A 16,046-nucleotide genomic window follows, 5' to 3' on the forward strand; every position below is an offset into this window, starting at 1 on the left:
CCCGCTCGACATGTGTCGTCATGCGAAGGCGCCACCATGGGCCCGGAAGGGCCCGGAAATCCGCGCTTCCCGGGCCCTTATGCCTTTCGGGGCACAAAAGATGCGGCCGCGTGGATTTGCGCTTAGGTAAGGCTTGCCTATAGCGTGCCGAAAGGCCCTCGGGATAGGAAACGGCTTTATTCCCTATTTCACGGGCATTCCATCCATCGTTTCCTCCCGGAGTTGTGACTGTGAAGACTTTCCTGCGTACCGTCCTCGGTAGCGCCGCCGCCGGCGCCACCCTGCTTGCCCTGACCGCCTGCAGCGGGGAGGCCGGAGCCTCCGCCGGTTCCTCCAACGCCGCCGGAGCGGGGATCACTGTGGAGCACGCCCAGGGAACCACCGAGAACGTCCCGGTCAATCCGGAAACCGTCTTCGTCTTCGATTTGGGCGTGCTGGACACCCTGGAGGCTTTGGGCCTTGAGGCCGACGGCGTGCCGGAGGCCCAGTACCCGCAGTCCCTCTCCAAGTACGCCAGCGGCGACTACACCAAGATCGGTTCCATGAACGAGCCGGACTTCGAAGCCATCGCCGCCGGCGATCCGGACCTGATCATCATCTCCGGACGCACCGCGGCCGCCTACGGCGAACTGTCGCAGATCGCCCCGACGGTCGACCTGTCAGTGGATCCGGCGCAGCCGATGGAATCCTTCACCGAGCAGGCCACCACCGTGGGGCGGATTTTCGGCCAGGAGGAGGCCGTCGCCGGGAAGCTCAAGGAGATCGACGGGCAGATCGAAGCCACCAAGGCCAAGGCCGCCGGCGCCGGCAAGGGCCTGATCCTGCTGACCTCCGGCGGCGAGACGACCGCCTACGGCGCCGGCTCCCGCTTCGGACTGATCCACGACGTCCTGGGCGTCCCAACCGCCGCGGACGTAAAGTCCGAGGGGCCCCACGGCGAGTCGGTCTCCTTCGAGTTCGTCAAGGAAACCAACCCCGACCTCCTGTTCGTGGTGGACCGCGACACCGCCGTCGGCACCGGAAGCGCGGCAGCCTCCGCCGTCCTGGACAACGAACTCGTCGCCTCCACCAACGCCGCCAGGAACGGCAAGATCGTCAGCCTGGACTCCTCCGCCTGGTACCTGGTGGGCTACGGCCTGAACAACCTGCCGCACATGATCGGCGCGGTCGCGGACGCCCTCTAGCGCACGCGGCACGTCCCGAACGCCACCCATGGCAGCAGCACCAGTCGAACGGCCAGCCGCCGCGGATCCCTCCGCGGCGGCCCGTGGCCGTTCCCCGGCCCTTCCGGCCCGCGAGGCCCTCCTTCTGGCCCTGGCGGCCTTCGGCATCCTTGCCTTGGCCGCGGGCAGCATGTTCGTCGGCGTCTCCGACGTCTCACTCCCGAACCTCCTCGAGGGCGACGAAGCCGCCTGGCAGGTCTTCTGGGTTTCCCGCGTCCCACGCACCCTGGCGGTGATCCTGGCCGGCACCGCCGTGGCCGTGGCCGGGCTGATCATGCAACTCATGGCCCGCAACCGCTTCGTGGAGCCGTCCACCGTGGGCACCGTCGAATCGGCCACGCTCGGCATCCTGGTGGCCACGGTCGCTGCCCCGGCAGCCCCGCCGCTGGCCAAGATGGGGACCGCGAGCCTCTTCGCGCTGCTGGGCACCGCCCTGTTCCTGGCGGTGCTGCAGCGCCTGCCCGCCCGCAACACCCTGCTGGTCCCCCTGGTCGGAATGATGCTCGGCGGCGTGATCGCGGCCGTCACCACCTTCTTCGCCTACCGCTACGACCTGCTCCAGACCCTCAATAACTGGATGGTCGGGGACTTCTCCGGGGTCCTGCGCGGCCGTTACGAACTGCTGTGGATCGTGGCTGCGCTGACCGTGGCCGGCTACATCGCCGCCGACCGGTTCACAGTCGCGGGCATGGGCGCGGACTTCACCACCAACCTGGGCATGAACTATAAGGCGATCATGCGCTTGGGCCTGGTGATCGTCGCGCTGATCTCCGCCGTGGTCGTCACCAGCGTCGGCGCAGTGCCGTTCCTGGGCCTGGTGGTCCCCAACATCGTGTCCCTGGTCTTCGGAGACAACCTGCGCCGCGCCGTCCCGTGGACAGCCGTCTTCGGTGCCGGATTCGTGCTGGTGTGCGACATCATCGGACGCACTATCCGCTATCCCTACGAGGTCCCCGTCGGCATGGTCATGTCTGTCCTGGGCGCCGCCGCGTTCCTGTTCATGCTGCTGCGCGGAAGGAAAATCCGTGGCTGAGGCCCCCACCCGCCCCCAACCCGGCGCATACCTACGCGGCCGGGCACCCCTGCATCTTTCGCCCGCCGTTGCCACCGCCCTTCTGGCCGCGGCCGCCCTGGTTGCCGTGGCCCTGTTCATGTCCGTGGACCTGAAGGGAAACCTTGGCTACGTGCTGCCCCGAAGGGCCGTGAAAGCCGGCGCCATGGTCCTGGTGGCCGTCGCCGTCGGAATCTCCACCCTGGTGTTCCAGACCGTGACCGCCAACCGCATCCTGACTCCCTCGATCATGGGCTTTGACGCCCTGTACGTGCTGATCCAAACCTCGCTGGTCTTCGTTGTGGGCGCGTCCACAGTGAACACCTTCCCCCCGGCGGCGAAGTTCGCGGCGGAGGTCGCCCTGATGGTGGTCCTCTCCGGACTGCTCTACCGCTGGCTGTTCACCGGCGGCGCCCGGTCGCTGCACCTGATGCTGCTGGTGGGAATCGTCCTGGGCACCCTGTTCCGGGGCTTCTCCGGCCTGCTGCAGCGGCTCATGGAACCCAGCGAGTTCCTTATTCTGCAAGACCTGTTCTTCGCCTCCTTCAACCAGGTGGAGCCTTCGCTGCTCGCAGCCGCCACCGCCGTTGTGGGCACCGTCGCCGCGGGCGTGTGGCGGATGCGCCACACGCTGGACGTGCTTGCCCTGGGCCGGGACACTGCAGTGAACCTCGGCGTGGACCACCGGCGCGCGGTGACGGCCGTGCTGGTCATGTGCTCGGTGCTCGTGGCCGTGTCCACCGCCCTGGTGGGGCCGGTGACGTTCTTCGGCTTGCTGGTGGTGAGCCTGGGCTACCAGCTCTGCCGCAGCTTCTCCCATGCCTGGCTGCTGCCGATCACCATCCTGCTCGGGGTGGTGGCGCTGGTGGGAGGCCAACTGCTCCTGGAGCAGGTCTTCGGTTTCGCCACCGCCCTGAGCATCATCATCGAGTTCACCGGGGGCCTCCTGTTCCTGTACCTGCTGCTGAAGGGATCCCTGAAGTGATTACGCTCTCCGGAGTCACCAAGTCCTACGGCTCCGCGCGCGTGGTGGACGGGGTCGACGCCACGATTCCGGCCGGTGGCGTCACCTCGATCATCGGCCCCAACGGGGCCGGCAAGTCCACCCTCCTGGGCCTGGTCTCCCGGCTGCAGGCCATGGACGCCGGCGTGGTGGAGGTGGGCGGCCTCGACGTTGCCCGCACGGACAGCCGCGAACTGGCCAGGACCATGGCGATCCTGCGCCAGGAAAACCACCTGACTATGCGCCTGAAGGTTCGGGACCTGGTCGCGTTCGGGCGTTTCCCGCATTCCGGGGGCCGGCCCACGGTCGAGGACAAGGAACACATCGAACGGGCCCTGGGGCAGCTGGACCTGCTGCCCATGGCGGACAGGTTCGTCGATGAGCTTTCCGGCGGCCAGCGGCAGCGCGCATTCATCGCCATGGTGCTGGCCCAAGACACCCGGTACCTGCTGCTGGACGAGCCGCTGAACAACCTGGACATGCGGCATTCGGTGGAGATGATGCGCCTGGTCCGCAGGCTCGCGGACGAGTTCGGCAAGACGGTGGTGGTGGTCATCCACGACATCAACTTCGCCTCCTGCTATTCGGACACCATCCTGGCGATGCGCGGGGGCCGGCTGCTCCACCAGGGCTCCCCCGCGGAGATCATGCGCCCGGAAGTGCTGCGGGACATCTATGAGATCGACATCCGGATCGAGGAGATCGAGGGCAACCGCATCGGCGTCTATTTCGCCTGATCCGGCGCGGCCCTGGCCGCCGGCGCCGCCGCGGCTTGGTGATAGAAGATGCTGCGGACCGGCGGTCATGGCGGGGCGGACGGGGGCACGGCGGGGCAGACGGGGGCACGGCGGGGCACGGCGGAGACCGCCGATTGGCCCGGCGCCGGGCGGGAAGGAAGAATGGGCCGGTGTCTTCCGTGCAGCCTGAACTCCCCGCCCCCTCCCCCGCTCCGGCTGCCGCGGACTTCAGGCTGCGGATCGTGGCCGACTCCAGCGACCGCGTCGGGTGGCTGCGGGCCCGTTCCCAGGGAATTACCGCCACCGACGTCGCCAAACTGTCCACCCCGCGCAGCATCGAGGCCGCGGCCTACGCGAAGCTCCACGGCTCCGGCTTCTCCGGCAACCCCTGGACGGACCACGGCAAGGCCCGCGAACCGGTGATCGCCGCGTGGGTCCGCGAACAGCATGGGATCGTGCCCAGCACCCAACTCTTCCACGCGCCCGGGCAACGGCTGCATTTGGCAACCCCGGACGGCATCGCGCTGCGTCCCGGCGGCCGTCTGGAACTGGCCGAAATCAAGACCACCAACAAGCCCTGGCGGTCCATCCCGCGCCACTACCTGCGCCAGGTGTGGTGGCAGCAGTATGTCCTCGGCGCCGAACGCACGCTGGTGGTCTGGGAGGAGCACGAGGACTTCGTCCCGGTCCACGGGGAACCCCGGTGCCGCTGGGTGGACCGCGACGAGGAACAGATCCGCACCCTGGTGGAGATGGCGGACCGGCTGGTCCAGGAGCTGCGCCGGCGCACCGCCCGTGCCCGCGAGCGCGAGGACTACCGCCCCGCGGCCCTCAGCCGGTACTGACACCGTGCCGGCTCAGGGCCGTGCCCAGCCTGAACCGCACCCAGCCTGAACCGCACCGATACTGAACCCGTGCCGCGTCGGTACCCGGGAACGGCAAAGGCGGCGGGCACCCCCGCCGCCTTCCTCCCCCGGGCGGGGGCTATTTCTTCGCGCCCGCCACCTGCGCCACCGGCGCCGGCAGCGCCTCTGGATATTTGGTCTGCAGGTCGTGCACCAGCTTCTCGCGCACGTAGTTGCGCAGGTCGAACAGGTCCGCGGGGTTGCGGGCGCTGACGGTAATGGTCACCTTGAGCACGCCCGCGATCGCGTCGGTGACGTTGAGGACGCCCACGCGCCCGTCCCACAGGTCGGTGGAATCCAACAGCTGCTTGAGGCGCTGGCGGATCATGTCCACCGGCGCGTTCCAGTTCAGGTCAAGCAGGACGTTGCCGTTCAGCTCGGCGGTGCCGCGGGACCAGTTCTCGAAGGGGGTGGAGGTGAAGTAGGTCGAGGGCAGGATCATGCGCCGTCCGTCCGGCATGGCGACCACCACGTAGGTGAGCGTGATCTCCTCGATCCTTCCCTGCTGGGTTTCCACCAGCACGGTGTCGTCCACCCGGATTGCATCCGTGAAGGCGATCTGCAGGCCGGCGAAGACGTTGGCCAGGGTGCTCTGCACCGCCAGACCGGCGACGACGGAAATCAGACCCGCGGAGGCGAGGATACCGGCGCCCAAGGCCCGCACCTGCGGGATGAGCAGCAGGATCGCCGCCCCGGCAAGCACCAGGACGACGGCGTTGGCCACGTGCCGCAGCAGCGACACCTGGGTGCGCACCTTGGCGAGGCGGCGGTCGTTGGCGATGCTGGTGCGGCGCTTGGCCAGCAGCTCGGCCTCAAGCAGGCGCAGCAGCACCGTGATGAGCCAGGCGACACTGCAGATCAGTCCGGACAGGAGCAGGAAATCCACCAGTCGGCGCCAGTCCGCGTCCGGGGTGGTGACCTCCAGTGCGCTCAGCGACCCGACGAAGGAAAGCACCAGGGTCGCGGGCACGCGGGCCTTTGCGGTGTCCTTGCGCAGCGTCGGGTGCTTGCGCAGGACCCCGCCCAGGGCCGTAAACGCGATAGTCACGATGAGGACGGAGGCGACTACCGCGATGATGACCGCAAACCACGGCCGGAACGGTTCGGGCAGCGCATCGGTACCGGCGGCTTGAGTGAGGTCTCCCACGACGTCATTGACCGTGGGCGTCAGGGTGTCTTCTGGCATCAGGGAGTCCCCGGACGGCGCAGGCGTGGGCGGCGCGGGGGTGGGAGCAAGGGCAAGCATTTTTCCAGCGTTCCACACGAATCTGAGTAAAACCTTAATCGAAACGTAACCAAAGCTTTTCTGAAGGGAAGGTGCCCGGAAGCACCTGCCGCTGTGCGGCCGGTGCTTCCGGAGCCGAATTCCCCCTACTCGCCGCGGGGTGCGGAGAGGTCGGCCACCTGGTAGGACCACAGTTCGGCGGCCAGCCCAAGGGGCTTGCGTGCCCCATCGCGGCCCTCGCCCCCGTGACCTTTGCCACCGGAATCTTCCCCGCTGGGGGTCTCCGCACCGTGGGCGGCACCCTGCCCGCGGCCGGCGCCCTGCTCGTGGCCGTGGGCGAAGGCGCGGGACCTGGTCCATGCCTCGAAGGATTCCTCGTCGGCCCAGCGCGTGAGCACCAGCCAGACGCTGCGCCCGTCGGTGGGTTGGAGCAGTTCGAATCCCTCGAAGCCGGGGGCATTGTCGACGGCGCCGGCGCGTGCGGCGAAGCGGCGGGCAAGCTCGTCGCCGGAGTCGGCCGGGACGGTGATGGCGTTGATCTTGATGACACTCATGGACCCAGCCTGCCAAACCCCTCCCCGGGCCGGAAGCCGGTTGCGTCGGGTGACCCGGGCCCACGGGTCCAACCGGCCGCCCCGGATGTGCCACGATGGCTCCCATGAGCCTGCGCCCCTACAAACAGGTCGACGTCTTCACCGCGACCCCGTACTTCGGAAATGCCCTGGCCGTCGTCCTGGATTCGGACGGGATGGCCGAGGAGGAGATGCTCCGGTTCGCCAACTGGATGAACCTGGCGGAGACCACCTTTGTCCTGCGGCCCACGCAGCCGGGCGCGGACTACCGGGTGCGCATCTTCACCACCACCACGGAACTGCCCTTCGCCGGCCACCCGACGCTCGGCACGGCCCACGCCTGGCTGGAGGCCGGCGGCGCGCCGGCCCGCCCCGGCGTCGTGGTCCAGGAATGCCCGGCAGGCCTGATCGAGGTCCGGGCCCAAGCCGCGGACGACGGCGGCGGGCACCGGCTGGCGCTGAAGGCACCGCCCCTGGTGCGCACCGGCCCGCTCGAGGAAGACGTGCTGGAGTGGGCCCTGGCCGGGCTGGGCCTGGCGCGCACCGACGTGGTGGCCCACCAGTGGATTGCCAACGGCCCGCAATGGGCCGGGCTGTTGTTGCGCGACGCGGAACTGGTGCTGGCGCTGGAACCGGACTTCGCGGTTTTGGAAGGGCTGGAGGTGGGGGTGATTGGCCCGCACGCCTCCCACGGAGCGCACGCGGTCCCCTACCGGGAGTCCCCCCGCCCCGTGCGCCGCAAGGGCGCGCGGGCCGAACTCGAGCCGCTGCCTGCCCCGGAAGCTCCCGGCCTGCCGGCCGGCACTGCCTTCCAGTCGGTCGTCGCCTCCGCCCCGGCCGACTTTGAGGTGCGTGCGTTCGTTCCGGGCGAGGGGCTCCCGGAGGACCCGGCCACGGGCAGCCTCAACGCCGGGTTCGCCGTCTGGCTAACCCGCGATGGACTCGCCCCGGAGCACTACACCGTGCGCCAGGGCACCCGCCTGGGGCGCGCCGGCCTCATCGAGGTGTCCACCGACACCGAAGGCATCTGGGTCGCCGGGCAGGCCGTGACCTGCATCGAGGGAAAGGTGCGCACCCGGTAGGGAGCGCGGCCCGCCGGGGGCGCCCCCGCGACGCTGCCATCCCCGGCACGCTGCCATCCCCGGCACGCTGCCGCGCGGGCGGAACGGAACCCTCACAGGGGCGTGACCGGCACGCAACACGGTGGTGACACTGCCGGGGCAGGCTGGAGCCATGAAGCGGCTCACCGGACACTCCCGCCCCCACCACGGCCATCCACTCGCCTGCCCGGACTGCGGGCAGCTGCCCGAACCGGCCCAGCTGCGCCGCACCCTGGCGCTGGTCGCGGCGGTCCTGCCCGTGGAACTGGCGGTCCACGCGCTGATCGTCGGGCTGCACCTGCCCCTGCTCCTGAAGGTCCTGCTCCTGACCGTCACCGCGACGGTGCTGGCCATCTGGGTTGCCGAACCGTCCGCGGCCCGCCTGCTGCGCGGGTTCCTCCACGCCCCGGAACTGAAGCGGCGCCAGGAGATCGACGAGGCGCAGGCCCTGTGGCGCGTACGCTTCACCCTGCCGGACCGGGCCGGGGCGCTGGAGCGGGTGACGCACGGCCTGGCCGTGGTCGGTGCCAACATCCTGGTCATCCACGTGCATCCGCTCGGCGGCCAAACCGCCCACGTCCTCGATGAACTGGTCCTGTCCGCCCCGGCAGGGCTGAGGGAGGAAGACCTGCTCGGAGCCCTGCGGGGGGCGGGGGCGCGGGACGGGGCCGCCTGGCCAACCTCTCCGATGGCACTTGGGGACGCGCAGACCCGCAGCCTGGGGCTGGCCGCCCGCGTGGCGGCGGAACCGCAGTCACTGCCGGAGGCGCTGGCCGAGCTGCTGGGCGCCCGCATCCACGCGCCGGGGATCGCCGTGTCCCCCACCGCGCCGGCCGTGACGCCGGGGCCCCTTCCCGGCCCGGAAGACCTTGCGGCCGCCCGGGCGGCCGGAACGCTGCTGAGCCTGCCCACGGCCAGCGGGGAACCGCTGCTGGCCCACCGTCCCGGAGAGCCGTTCACGCCCGCCGAATCCGCCCGCGCCCACCGCCTGGCCGAACTGGCGGAGGCGGTCCAGGTGGCGCGCACCCGGTGGGCTGCCGAGGCGCCGGTCCAGCCGCGGGGCTAGGTCGGTACAGCTAGGCCGGCCCAGCCGACCTGTCCCTGAAGTAGCGCAGGAAGAGCATGTCGCCGGCTGCGAAGCAATGCCCCAGCCGCATCGGCCAGCCGGCATGGGGGCCGGGCGCGGTAATCCGCCCGGCCGTCCCCGCCTCCAGGAAGGGGGAAAGCGTCAGGCACAGTTCATCCACCCGGTCCGCGGCCAGCAGCGAGGTGAACAGGCGCGGGCCGCCCTCGCACAGCACCCGCCGCAGCCCCCGCCGCTCCAGTTCTCCCAGCATGGCCGCGACGTCGATGCCCCCGGCCGGCTCCCCGCAGCGGATGACCTCGGCGACGTCGGCGAGGTCGGCGGCGCGCCCGGCCGGGGCCGCGGCGGTGGTGAACACCAGGGGCCGGTGCGGCGGGTTCGCGAAGATCCGCAGTCCCGGGTCCAGGTCCAGGTCCCCGCTGACCACCGCCAGCACCGGGTGCGGCGGGAACCCGTGCTCCTGCCGCCAGCGCACGGACTCGGAGGACAAACGCAGCGCGCGGTAATTCTGCGCCCGCACCGTTCCGGCACCGACCAGCACGACGTCGCTCAGCCGGCGCAGCGCGGAAAAGACGATGAGGTCGTCCTCGTTGTTGAGCCCGTCGGAGAGCCCGTCCCGGGTGACCGCCCCGTCGAGGCTGGCCACGAAATTCACGCGGACGTGGAAGCCTCCGTGGTCGCCGGTCCCGTACTTGGCCAGGACCTCGTTGATGTCCAGCATTCCGCCTCTTTCCGCCGCGCCGCCGAGTGCATCATTGCAGGCGCCCGGCGCCCGGCGAAAGGGCTGCGGACAAGGGCCCGTGTTAGATTCACCGGCATGACCGCCGCCCCCGCCGTGCCCGCTGCCGCCCTGCGCCTGCTGCTTGAGCAGGGCTTCGACTCCACCAGCGTGGACCAGCTGGCGGCCGCCGCGGGCATCAGCCGCAGCACCTTTTTCCGCCGCTTCGGCTCGAAGGAGGACATGGTCTTCGCCGACCAGGAGCTGGTGCTCTCCCGGGTCGGCGAAGTGCTCGCCGGCGGCGGCTCCCCCGGCCCCGCCGTCGCCGCTGCCGCCCTGGCGGTGTTCGACCACCACACGGCCCAGCGCGAGGCCGCGCTCCTGCGCCACCGGCTGCTGCAGAAGGTGCCCGCCCTGCGCGACCGGGAACTGGTCAGCACCCACCGCTACGAGCACGCCTTCCGCACCTTCCTGGGCCGCGCCCTGGGCGGGGTGGAGCACGACGCCGGACGCCGGGCGGCCACCACGGCGTTCGCCGCCGCCGTGGTCGCCGTGCACAACGACCACCTGCGGCGCTGGCTGCGGACCCCGGCGGAGACCATCCGCCCTGAGCTGGAGGCCCGGCTGGACGAGTTGTGCGGCCTGTTCGGACCGTGGCTGGCCGGGCAGGTCCCCGGACAGGCCGGCGCTCCCGCCGAGCCCCAGGGCACCCCGGGACGGCCCGCCGTCGTGGTCGCCGTGCTCGATCCGGGCGCGGGCACCGAATCCATCCTCCAGGCCGTCCGCGAAGCCCTCGGGTAGCTGCGCCCCACACCCTGCCCTGCCCTGCCCTGCCCTGCCCTGCCCTGCCCTGCCCTGCCCTGCCCTGCCCTGCCCTGCCCTGCCCTGCCCTGAAACCGAATACCTTGACGGTGGTACCGAGTATCGCCGAAGCTGGTGGCGCACGCCCCTTTCGGGAAAGGACGGCCCATGCCCACGCAGGACAGCCCCGCTGGGGGCTTCCCCTCCGGGGTCAGCGAACCGGAGTACCGGCTCTGGGGCGAGGTGGACACCGATCCCGCCGGAGTCTTCCGCGACGTTCCCGAGGCGGATCGTGCGTACTGGGACCGGGCCCGGCGCTTCTGCCTGGAAGAGGTGCGCCCCGTTATCGACGCCCACTGGGATGCCGCCACCTACCCGCTGGACCTGGCCCGCCGGCTGGGCGAACTGGACCTGCTGCGCGACGGCCTGGAGGTGGAGGGCTACGCACGCATGAGCACGCTGGCGGCCGGGCTCGTGAACATGGAACTTTCCCGGGGGGACGGGTCGGTCGCCACGGTTGCCGCCGTGCAGGCGGGCCTGGTGCTGCGCTCGATCGCCACCTGCGGCTCTCCTGAGCAGGTTGCCCAGTGGGTCCCGCGCCTGGCGGCGGCGGAAGTCCTCGGCGCCTTCGCCCTCACCGAGCCCACGCACGGGTCCGACTCCGTCTCGCTGGAGACCCGCGCCGTCCGCGTCCGGGGCGGGTACCGGATCAGCGGCGAGAAGAAATGGATCGGCAACGGCTCGCTGGGCGCCGGGGGCATCCCCGCGCTCACCGTCGTCTGGGCCCGCGACGACGGCGGCGCCGTGCGCGGATTCCTGGTTCCCCAGGACTCCCCCGGCTACGTCGGCACCACCATCGGGGGCAAACTAAGCCTGCGCGCGGTCTGGCAGGCCCACATCCGGATGGAGGACGTGTTCGTGCCGGACGCCATGGCGCTCCCCGGCGCCCACGGCTTCAGGGACGCCGCCAAAATCCTGGTCACCACCCGGCTGGGGGTGGCCTGGTCCGCCGTCGGGCATGCCACCGCCTGCTACGAGACGGCAGTGCAGTACGCCGCCCAGCGCATGCAGTTCGGCCGCCCGCTGGCGGCCTCCCAGATCATCCAGGAGCGGCTGGCCCGGATGCGCTCGGAGCTGGCCACCATGCAGCTGATGGCGGCGCAGATGACACGGCTGGAGACAGCCGGGGACCTCGCCCCCGTCCAGGCCTCGCTCGCCAAGTACACCTGCACCCGCGCCGCACGGCGGATCGCCTCCAACGCCCGCGACCTGCTCGGCGGCAACGGGATCCTGCTGGAGAACCGCGTGGCCCGGCACCTCGCGGACATTGAGGCCATCCACACCTACGAGGGCACCGAGACTGTCCAGGCGCTGATCATTGGGCGGGACATCACCGGGATCTCCGCCTTCGCCGGTTAGTTCCCGTTGGGGCGCCAGTTCCCTTCCAGGAACGGCACCAGGTGCCCAAGCACCGGACCGGCCGGCGCCAACGTCCCGGCGTGCGTGCGGCCCGGCAGCTCGACAAACCGCGCGTTGGGCATCAGGTCCGCCGCCTGGCGGGACTCCCTCAGCCGCTGGCCGTCCCGGGTCCCGGCAAGCAGCAGGGCGGGCAGGCGCAGCTGCGGCAGCAGGAACTCGCTCAGGCCCGGCTCCACCTCGGTCCGCTCGAAGTAGGCGGCCAGGGCCAGCGGATCGTTGGCCAGGAATGCCGCGCGCGTGGCCGGGTCCACGGTCCACCCGGCCCCCTGGAGGCCCGCCACGAAGGCGGGCATCCCGCCATCGCGCAGCGCCTGGGCGTAGCCGTCGAAAAACAGCTGCGCAATCTGCCCCGCCTGGGCGCGGTAGGTGCCCCCAAGCGTGGCCAGCGTGCGGATGCGCCCGGGCACCGTGGCGGCAAGGGTGAAACCCACGCGCGCGCCGAACGAGTATCCCACCACGTGCGCCGCCTCGAGCCCCAGCCCGTCCATCACGGCAGTCACGTCTGCGGCCACCAGCGGCATTCGGTACGCGTCGGGGTGGTGGGGCTTCCCGCTGCGGCCGTGGCCGCGCAGGTCGATCCGCACCGTGCGGAAGCCGGCAAGCGCGGGCGTATAGCCGAGCCCGCGCCAGATGGCGCGGGAAAGGGCGGAACCGTGCAGGAGCACGACGGCGGGCCCGTCCCCGCCGGAGTCGTCGTATGCGATGGGGGTTCCATCCAGGGGGTTCGTCACGAAAGGCACCGTCACAGCTTAGGGCCCCGCCCTTTCCCCGCAGGCCTCTCCGGGCACCCGGGGCCAGGGTCCCTCCCGCACTCACACGCTGCTCTAAAGGGTTTTTCAGGTTGCCTCCAGCTTCGGTTCCTAAAGTCATTACTACCTCTTGAAGGTGCGAGTGATGAGAGCACCGGCCGGAATCAGCGACCATCCCCCCCAACGGGTCGTCCGGCCGGTGCTCACCCCTTTAAGCGGTGCTCACCCCTTTGATCAGCGGAGGCGGGCACCCGGGCCGGCCCTTCCGGAGGCCAGGCGGTCCCTCGACAGGCCGCGGCGGCCGGGCCAGACTGGTGTCACTACGACCGCGACGCGATCCAGGAGGACCCCATGAGCGAAGCCCCCGACGAGACCAGCCCGGAAGACACCAGCCCGGAAGACACTGAGGTCCTGTCGCACGCGAAGGACCTGCCCGAGGACTGGGCCAGCGCCGAACGCGACCACGACAGGGAACGGGAAGCCGGCGCCCGGCAGATGAGCGACGAGGAAAAGGTCGAGGAGTGGGGGGAGGAATCGTTCCCGGCCTCCGATCCGCCGTCCAACTACTGAGGCTGCCCGCACGACTTCTTCCCAAGACTCTTAAACAGTGTTTTCAGCCCGCTCACAGGGGAAGTCCTGGGGTTGGAAAACCTTCTCAAAGTGCCGGTGCCCTGAAGCACCGGCCGCAGCGGAGCAGTCGGTTCGCCATCCGCTGGGGCCGGTGCTTCTTTTAGGACCCCCAAATCCCTGCCGGGTAATCCTTCGGCTAACGGTTGCGGTGGACGTTCCGCATGGCATTCTTGGACCATGCCACGGTCTGCACACCACGCTGCCACTCCACCGGACGATCGGGCCGCGCTCGCCGGTGCACGCGATGCCCCCCAGGGACCGGCCCCGCGTGCCCCTGAAGGGCCGCAGCCTCCCATCGAGTCGGTCGACCGGGCCCTGCAGTTGGCACAGGTCCTGCGCCATGAAGGCGCGCTGACCGTCACCGACGCCGCGGAACTGCTGGGGGTCGCCCCCTCCACCGCCCACCGCATCCTGACGGCCCTGACCTTCCGGGGCTTCGCGGTCCAGGACAGGGACCGCCGCTATCTGGCCGGGCCTGAGCTCGGCGCGGGATCCCCCACCGCGATCGCCCACTCGTCGCTGCGCGCCCTGGCCCGTCCCGCCTTGGAGCAACTGCACGAGGCCCTGGGGGAAACCGTGGCTTTGGTGGTGCTGCAGAAGCGGTCGATCCGGTTCCTGGATTCCATCGAGGACACCGCGCAGAGCCTGCGGGTTTCCCTGCCCCTGGACGGAACCTTTCCCGCCCATAAGGCTGCCGCCGGCAAGGCACTGCTGTCCCTGCTGCCCAACGAAGCCATTGATGCCCTGTACGCGGAGGCGGGCCCGGATGAACCGCACCCGTCCACTCTCAAACGGCAGTTGGCGGCGGTGCACAGGACCGGCTACGGGACCAGCTTCGACGAGATCGGCCCCGGCGTGGCCGCACTCGGGGTCGCCATCCCCGCGGGGGCACGCCCCGTCTCCGCTTTTGCGGTGGCCATCCCCGCTGCGCGCTACGACCGCGAACGCCTGCCGCAGATCGTCGCGGCGCTCAACGAGGCCGCCGCCGCCGCGGCCGAGCGCATTAAGCGCCACTCCTAGCGCCCCGTCTTGGCGCCATCCCTGGCCGGCGTGGGCCTGGATCCAGTTCTTCGGGTGCCGGCTTCAACCGATTCGGTGGCCGTACTGCGGAAACTCGATACATTCCGGGAAAAACGGGCGGCTGGGCAACGGATTAGCCCCCTCCTGAGCCGGGCAACTTTCCAAATCCGCAGTTTGGGACAACTATAGGGGTGTGCGGTGCGCCACGCAGGCGGCACCGCACCCGCAGCGTCCGTCCGTTCCACCGCAGATTGGAGCCTTCGTCGTGACTACTTCCCCCTACCGTGTCGTGAATCCCGCTACCGGTGAGGTGGTGGAGGAGTTTGCCCCGGCCACCGACGCGGGGGTCCAACAGGCCCTGGCGGCCGCGGACGCCGCGTACCGTTCCTGGCGGGAAGTTCCGATCCAGGAACGGGCCAAGGTGGTGCACCGCATCGGCCAGCTCTTCACCGAACGCGCCGATGAACTGGCCGCCATCATCACCGGGGAAATGGGCAAGCCGCTCTCCCAGTCGAAGGGCGAGGCCGAGTTCTGCACGGACATTTTCGAATACTTCGCCACCGAGGGCCCGGCCCTGGCCGCGGACCAGGAGATCAAGCCCATCGGGGGCGGGCGCGCGATGATCCAGAAACTGCCCGTGGGCCCGCTGCTGGGCATCATGCCGTGGAACTACCCCTACTACCAGGTGGCCCGCTTCGCCGCGCCGAACCTGGTGCTGGGCAACACCATCATCCTCAAGCACGCCGAATCCTGCCCCCGTTCGGCTTTGGCCATCCAGAAGATCATGGACGACGCCGGGGTGCCGGCGGGCGTGTACGTGAACCTGTTCGCCACCCACGCCCAGATCGCGGACATCATCGCCGATCCGCGCATCCAGGGCGTGTCCCTGACCGGGTCCGAACGCGCCGGTGCCGCCATCGGCGAACTCGCCGGCAAGAACCTGAAAAAAGCCGTGCTGGAGCTCGGCGGCTCCGACCCCTACATCGTGCTGGACACGGCCGACGTGGCCGCCTCCGCCGCCGCCGCGTGGGAAACCCGCATGGAAAACACCGGCCAGGCCTGCAACTCCAACAAACGCATCATCGTCATGGAGGACATCTACGACGAATTCGTCGCCGCCCTCACCGCCCACGCCAACGGGCTCACTCCCGGAGACCCCGCCCAGGAGAAGGAAGGCACCTTCGCCCCGCTGTCCTCCCGGACCGCCGTTGAGGGCCTGGCCGAACAGATCCGCGACGCCGTGGACAAAGGTGCCACCCTGCACGCGGGGGGCCGCGCCCTCGAAGGCCCGGGCGCCTACCTGGAACCGACCGTGCTGACCGGCATCACCGAGAACATGCGCGCCTACCGGGAAGAACTCTTCGGCCCCGTGGCCGTGGTCTATAAAGTCTCCAGCGACGAAGAAGCCCTGGCCCTGGCCAACGACACCCCCTACGGCCTCGGCGGCGCCGTGTTCTCCACCGATCCCGACCGCGCCGCCCGCCTCGCGGCCCGCCTCGAAACCGGCATGGCCAACGTCAACACCGCCGCCGGCGAAGGCGCGGACCTGCCCTTCGGCGGCATCAAGCGCTCCGGCTTCGGCCGCGAACTCGGCCCCCTGGCCATGGACGAATTCGCCAACAAACGCCTCTTCTACATCGCCGACTAGCCCCCTACGACGGCGGAGGGGGTGCACGCCGTAGGGGCCGCGCCGCGCGGGGCCGGGCCAGGTGGTGTCCGGTGCGCCCGTCCGCGGCGCGTCCGCCGGGG

General features: G+C 70.4%; 16 protein-coding genes. 12 read left to right on the plus strand and 4 right to left on the minus strand.

Going from position 1 to position 16,046, the window contains the following annotated elements:
* Window positions 1-230 precede the first annotated feature (230 nt).
* The 5 genes from NCCP_RS13725 (at window position 231) to NCCP_RS13745 (ending at window position 4,859) form a co-directional block, all read left to right on the plus strand.
* A complete protein-coding gene (locus tag NCCP_RS13725; RefSeq protein WP_149957869.1) occupies window positions 231-1,184 on the plus strand; it encodes a siderophore ABC transporter substrate-binding protein in 954 nt (317 codons plus the stop codon).
* A gap of 28 nt (window positions 1,185-1,212) precedes the next feature.
* The gene (locus NCCP_RS13730; protein WP_149957851.1) at window positions 1,213-2,256 is read left to right on the plus strand and encodes an ABC transporter permease; all 1,044 of its coding nucleotides are present in this window, start codon (window positions 1,213-1,215) and stop codon (window positions 2,254-2,256) included.
* Window positions 2,249-3,259 carry an iron chelate uptake ABC transporter family permease subunit gene (locus NCCP_RS13735; RefSeq protein WP_479688383.1) on the plus strand — a complete coding sequence of 337 codons (1,011 nt, stop codon included), beginning with the start codon at window positions 2,249-2,251 and terminating at the stop codon, window positions 3,257-3,259. Before NCCP_RS13730 ends, NCCP_RS13735 begins: the two co-directional genes overlap by 8 nt.
* Complete coding sequence (locus NCCP_RS13740; RefSeq protein ID WP_149957852.1) at window positions 3,256-4,014, plus strand: iron ABC transporter ATP-binding protein; 759 nt, start codon at window positions 3,256-3,258, stop codon at window positions 4,012-4,014. The genes NCCP_RS13735 and NCCP_RS13740 overlap by 4 nt, the downstream gene beginning before the upstream one ends.
* Before the next feature lie 179 nt (window positions 4,015-4,193).
* A complete protein-coding gene (locus NCCP_RS13745; RefSeq protein ID WP_172627412.1) occupies window positions 4,194-4,859 on the plus strand; it encodes a YqaJ viral recombinase family protein in 666 nt (221 codons plus the stop codon).
* 139 nt (window positions 4,860-4,998) lie between these two features.
* Here the strand turns inward: NCCP_RS13745 and NCCP_RS13750 are convergent, their stop codons facing one another.
* Both NCCP_RS13750 and NCCP_RS13755 read right to left on the minus strand, forming a co-directional pair.
* Window positions 4,999-6,105 (minus strand): mechanosensitive ion channel family protein, encoded by a 1,107-nt coding sequence (locus NCCP_RS13750; RefSeq protein WP_149957854.1) that lies wholly within the window; start codon window positions 6,103-6,105, stop codon window positions 4,999-5,001.
* Between the two features lie 185 nt (window positions 6,106-6,290).
* Window positions 6,291-6,698 carry an antibiotic biosynthesis monooxygenase family protein gene (locus NCCP_RS13755; protein ID WP_149957855.1) on the minus strand — a complete coding sequence of 136 codons (408 nt, stop codon included), beginning with the start codon at window positions 6,696-6,698 and terminating at the stop codon, window positions 6,291-6,293.
* 104 nt (window positions 6,699-6,802) lie between these two features.
* Here NCCP_RS13755 and NCCP_RS13760 point away from each other — a divergent pair, with 104 nt between their 5' ends.
* Window positions 6,803-7,798: a PhzF family phenazine biosynthesis protein gene (locus tag NCCP_RS13760; protein WP_149957856.1), complete on the plus strand. Its 996-nt coding sequence runs from the start codon at window positions 6,803-6,805 to the stop codon at window positions 7,796-7,798.
* Window positions 7,799-7,949: 151 nt separating this feature from the next.
* On the plus strand, window positions 7,950-8,882 hold the full coding sequence (locus tag NCCP_RS13765) for an ACT domain-containing protein (protein WP_149957857.1): 933 nt from the start codon (window positions 7,950-7,952) through the stop codon (window positions 8,880-8,882).
* A gap of 10 nt (window positions 8,883-8,892) precedes the next feature.
* Here the strand turns inward: NCCP_RS13765 and NCCP_RS13770 are convergent, their stop codons facing one another.
* On the minus strand, window positions 8,893-9,621 hold the full coding sequence (locus tag NCCP_RS13770) for a pyrimidine reductase family protein (RefSeq protein ID WP_149957858.1): 729 nt from the start codon (window positions 9,619-9,621) through the stop codon (window positions 8,893-8,895).
* 96 nt (window positions 9,622-9,717) lie between these two features.
* Between NCCP_RS13770 and NCCP_RS13775 the strand changes: the two genes are divergently transcribed.
* Window positions 9,718-10,419: a TetR/AcrR family transcriptional regulator gene (locus NCCP_RS13775; RefSeq protein ID WP_149957859.1), complete on the plus strand. Its 702-nt coding sequence runs from the start codon at window positions 9,718-9,720 to the stop codon at window positions 10,417-10,419.
* Window positions 10,420-10,587: 168 nt separating this feature from the next.
* Window positions 10,588-11,838 carry an acyl-CoA dehydrogenase family protein gene (locus NCCP_RS13780; RefSeq protein ID WP_149957860.1) on the plus strand — a complete coding sequence of 417 codons (1,251 nt, stop codon included), beginning with the start codon at window positions 10,588-10,590 and terminating at the stop codon, window positions 11,836-11,838.
* Here NCCP_RS13780 and NCCP_RS13785 read toward each other — a convergent pair.
* Window positions 11,835-12,638, minus strand: coding sequence for an alpha/beta fold hydrolase (locus NCCP_RS13785; RefSeq protein WP_149957861.1), 804 nt, complete (start codon window positions 12,636-12,638; stop codon window positions 11,835-11,837). The genes NCCP_RS13780 and NCCP_RS13785 overlap by 4 nt on opposite strands.
* Window positions 12,639-12,998: 360 nt before the next feature.
* On the opposite strand from NCCP_RS13785, the gene NCCP_RS13790 reads away from it, so the two are divergent.
* From NCCP_RS13790 to NCCP_RS13800, 3 genes are all read left to right on the plus strand, one after another.
* A complete protein-coding gene (locus NCCP_RS13790; protein ID WP_149957862.1) occupies window positions 12,999-13,217 on the plus strand; it encodes a hypothetical protein in 219 nt (72 codons plus the stop codon).
* 237 nt (window positions 13,218-13,454) lie between these two features.
* Window positions 13,455-14,297, plus strand: coding sequence for an IclR family transcriptional regulator (locus NCCP_RS13795; protein ID WP_149957863.1), 843 nt, complete (start codon window positions 13,455-13,457; stop codon window positions 14,295-14,297).
* Between the two features lie 265 nt (window positions 14,298-14,562).
* Window positions 14,563-15,945: an NAD-dependent succinate-semialdehyde dehydrogenase gene (locus NCCP_RS13800; RefSeq protein WP_149957864.1), complete on the plus strand. Its 1,383-nt coding sequence runs from the start codon at window positions 14,563-14,565 to the stop codon at window positions 15,943-15,945.
* Window positions 15,946-16,046: the final 101 nt, after the last annotated feature.

It is taken from the genome of Zafaria cholistanensis, from assembly GCF_008580665.1.
Lineage (GTDB): Bacteria > Actinomycetota > Actinomycetes > Actinomycetales > Micrococcaceae > Zafaria > Zafaria cholistanensis.

What these genes read in the sequence shown, in the direction of transcription:
- NCCP_RS13790 (WP_149957862.1), top strand. Translation starts at nt 12,999, where the DNA reads ATGAGCGAAGCCCCCGACGAGACCAGCCCGGAAGACACCAGCCCGGAA.
- NCCP_RS13760 (WP_149957856.1), top strand. Translation starts at nt 6,803, where the DNA reads ATGAGCCTGCGCCCCTACAAACAGGTCGACGTCTTCACCGCGACCCCG.
- NCCP_RS13775 (WP_149957859.1), top strand. Translation starts at nt 9,718, where the DNA reads ATGACCGCCGCCCCCGCCGTGCCCGCTGCCGCCCTGCGCCTGCTGCTT.
- NCCP_RS13755 (WP_149957855.1), bottom strand. Translation starts at nt 6,698, where the DNA reads ATGAGTGTCATCAAGATCAACGCCATCACCGTCCCGGCCGACTCCGGC.
- NCCP_RS13750 (WP_149957854.1), bottom strand. Translation starts at nt 6,105, where the DNA reads ATGCCAGAAGACACCCTGACGCCCACGGTCAATGACGTCGTGGGAGAC.
- NCCP_RS13795 (WP_149957863.1), top strand. Translation starts at nt 13,455, where the DNA reads ATGCCACGGTCTGCACACCACGCTGCCACTCCACCGGACGATCGGGCC.
- NCCP_RS13780 (WP_149957860.1), top strand. Translation starts at nt 10,588, where the DNA reads ATGCCCACGCAGGACAGCCCCGCTGGGGGCTTCCCCTCCGGGGTCAGC.
- NCCP_RS13770 (WP_149957858.1), bottom strand. Translation starts at nt 9,621, where the DNA reads ATGCTGGACATCAACGAGGTCCTGGCCAAGTACGGGACCGGCGACCAC.
- NCCP_RS13730 (WP_149957851.1), top strand. Translation starts at nt 1,213, where the DNA reads ATGGCAGCAGCACCAGTCGAACGGCCAGCCGCCGCGGATCCCTCCGCG.
- NCCP_RS13765 (WP_149957857.1), top strand. Translation starts at nt 7,950, where the DNA reads ATGAAGCGGCTCACCGGACACTCCCGCCCCCACCACGGCCATCCACTC.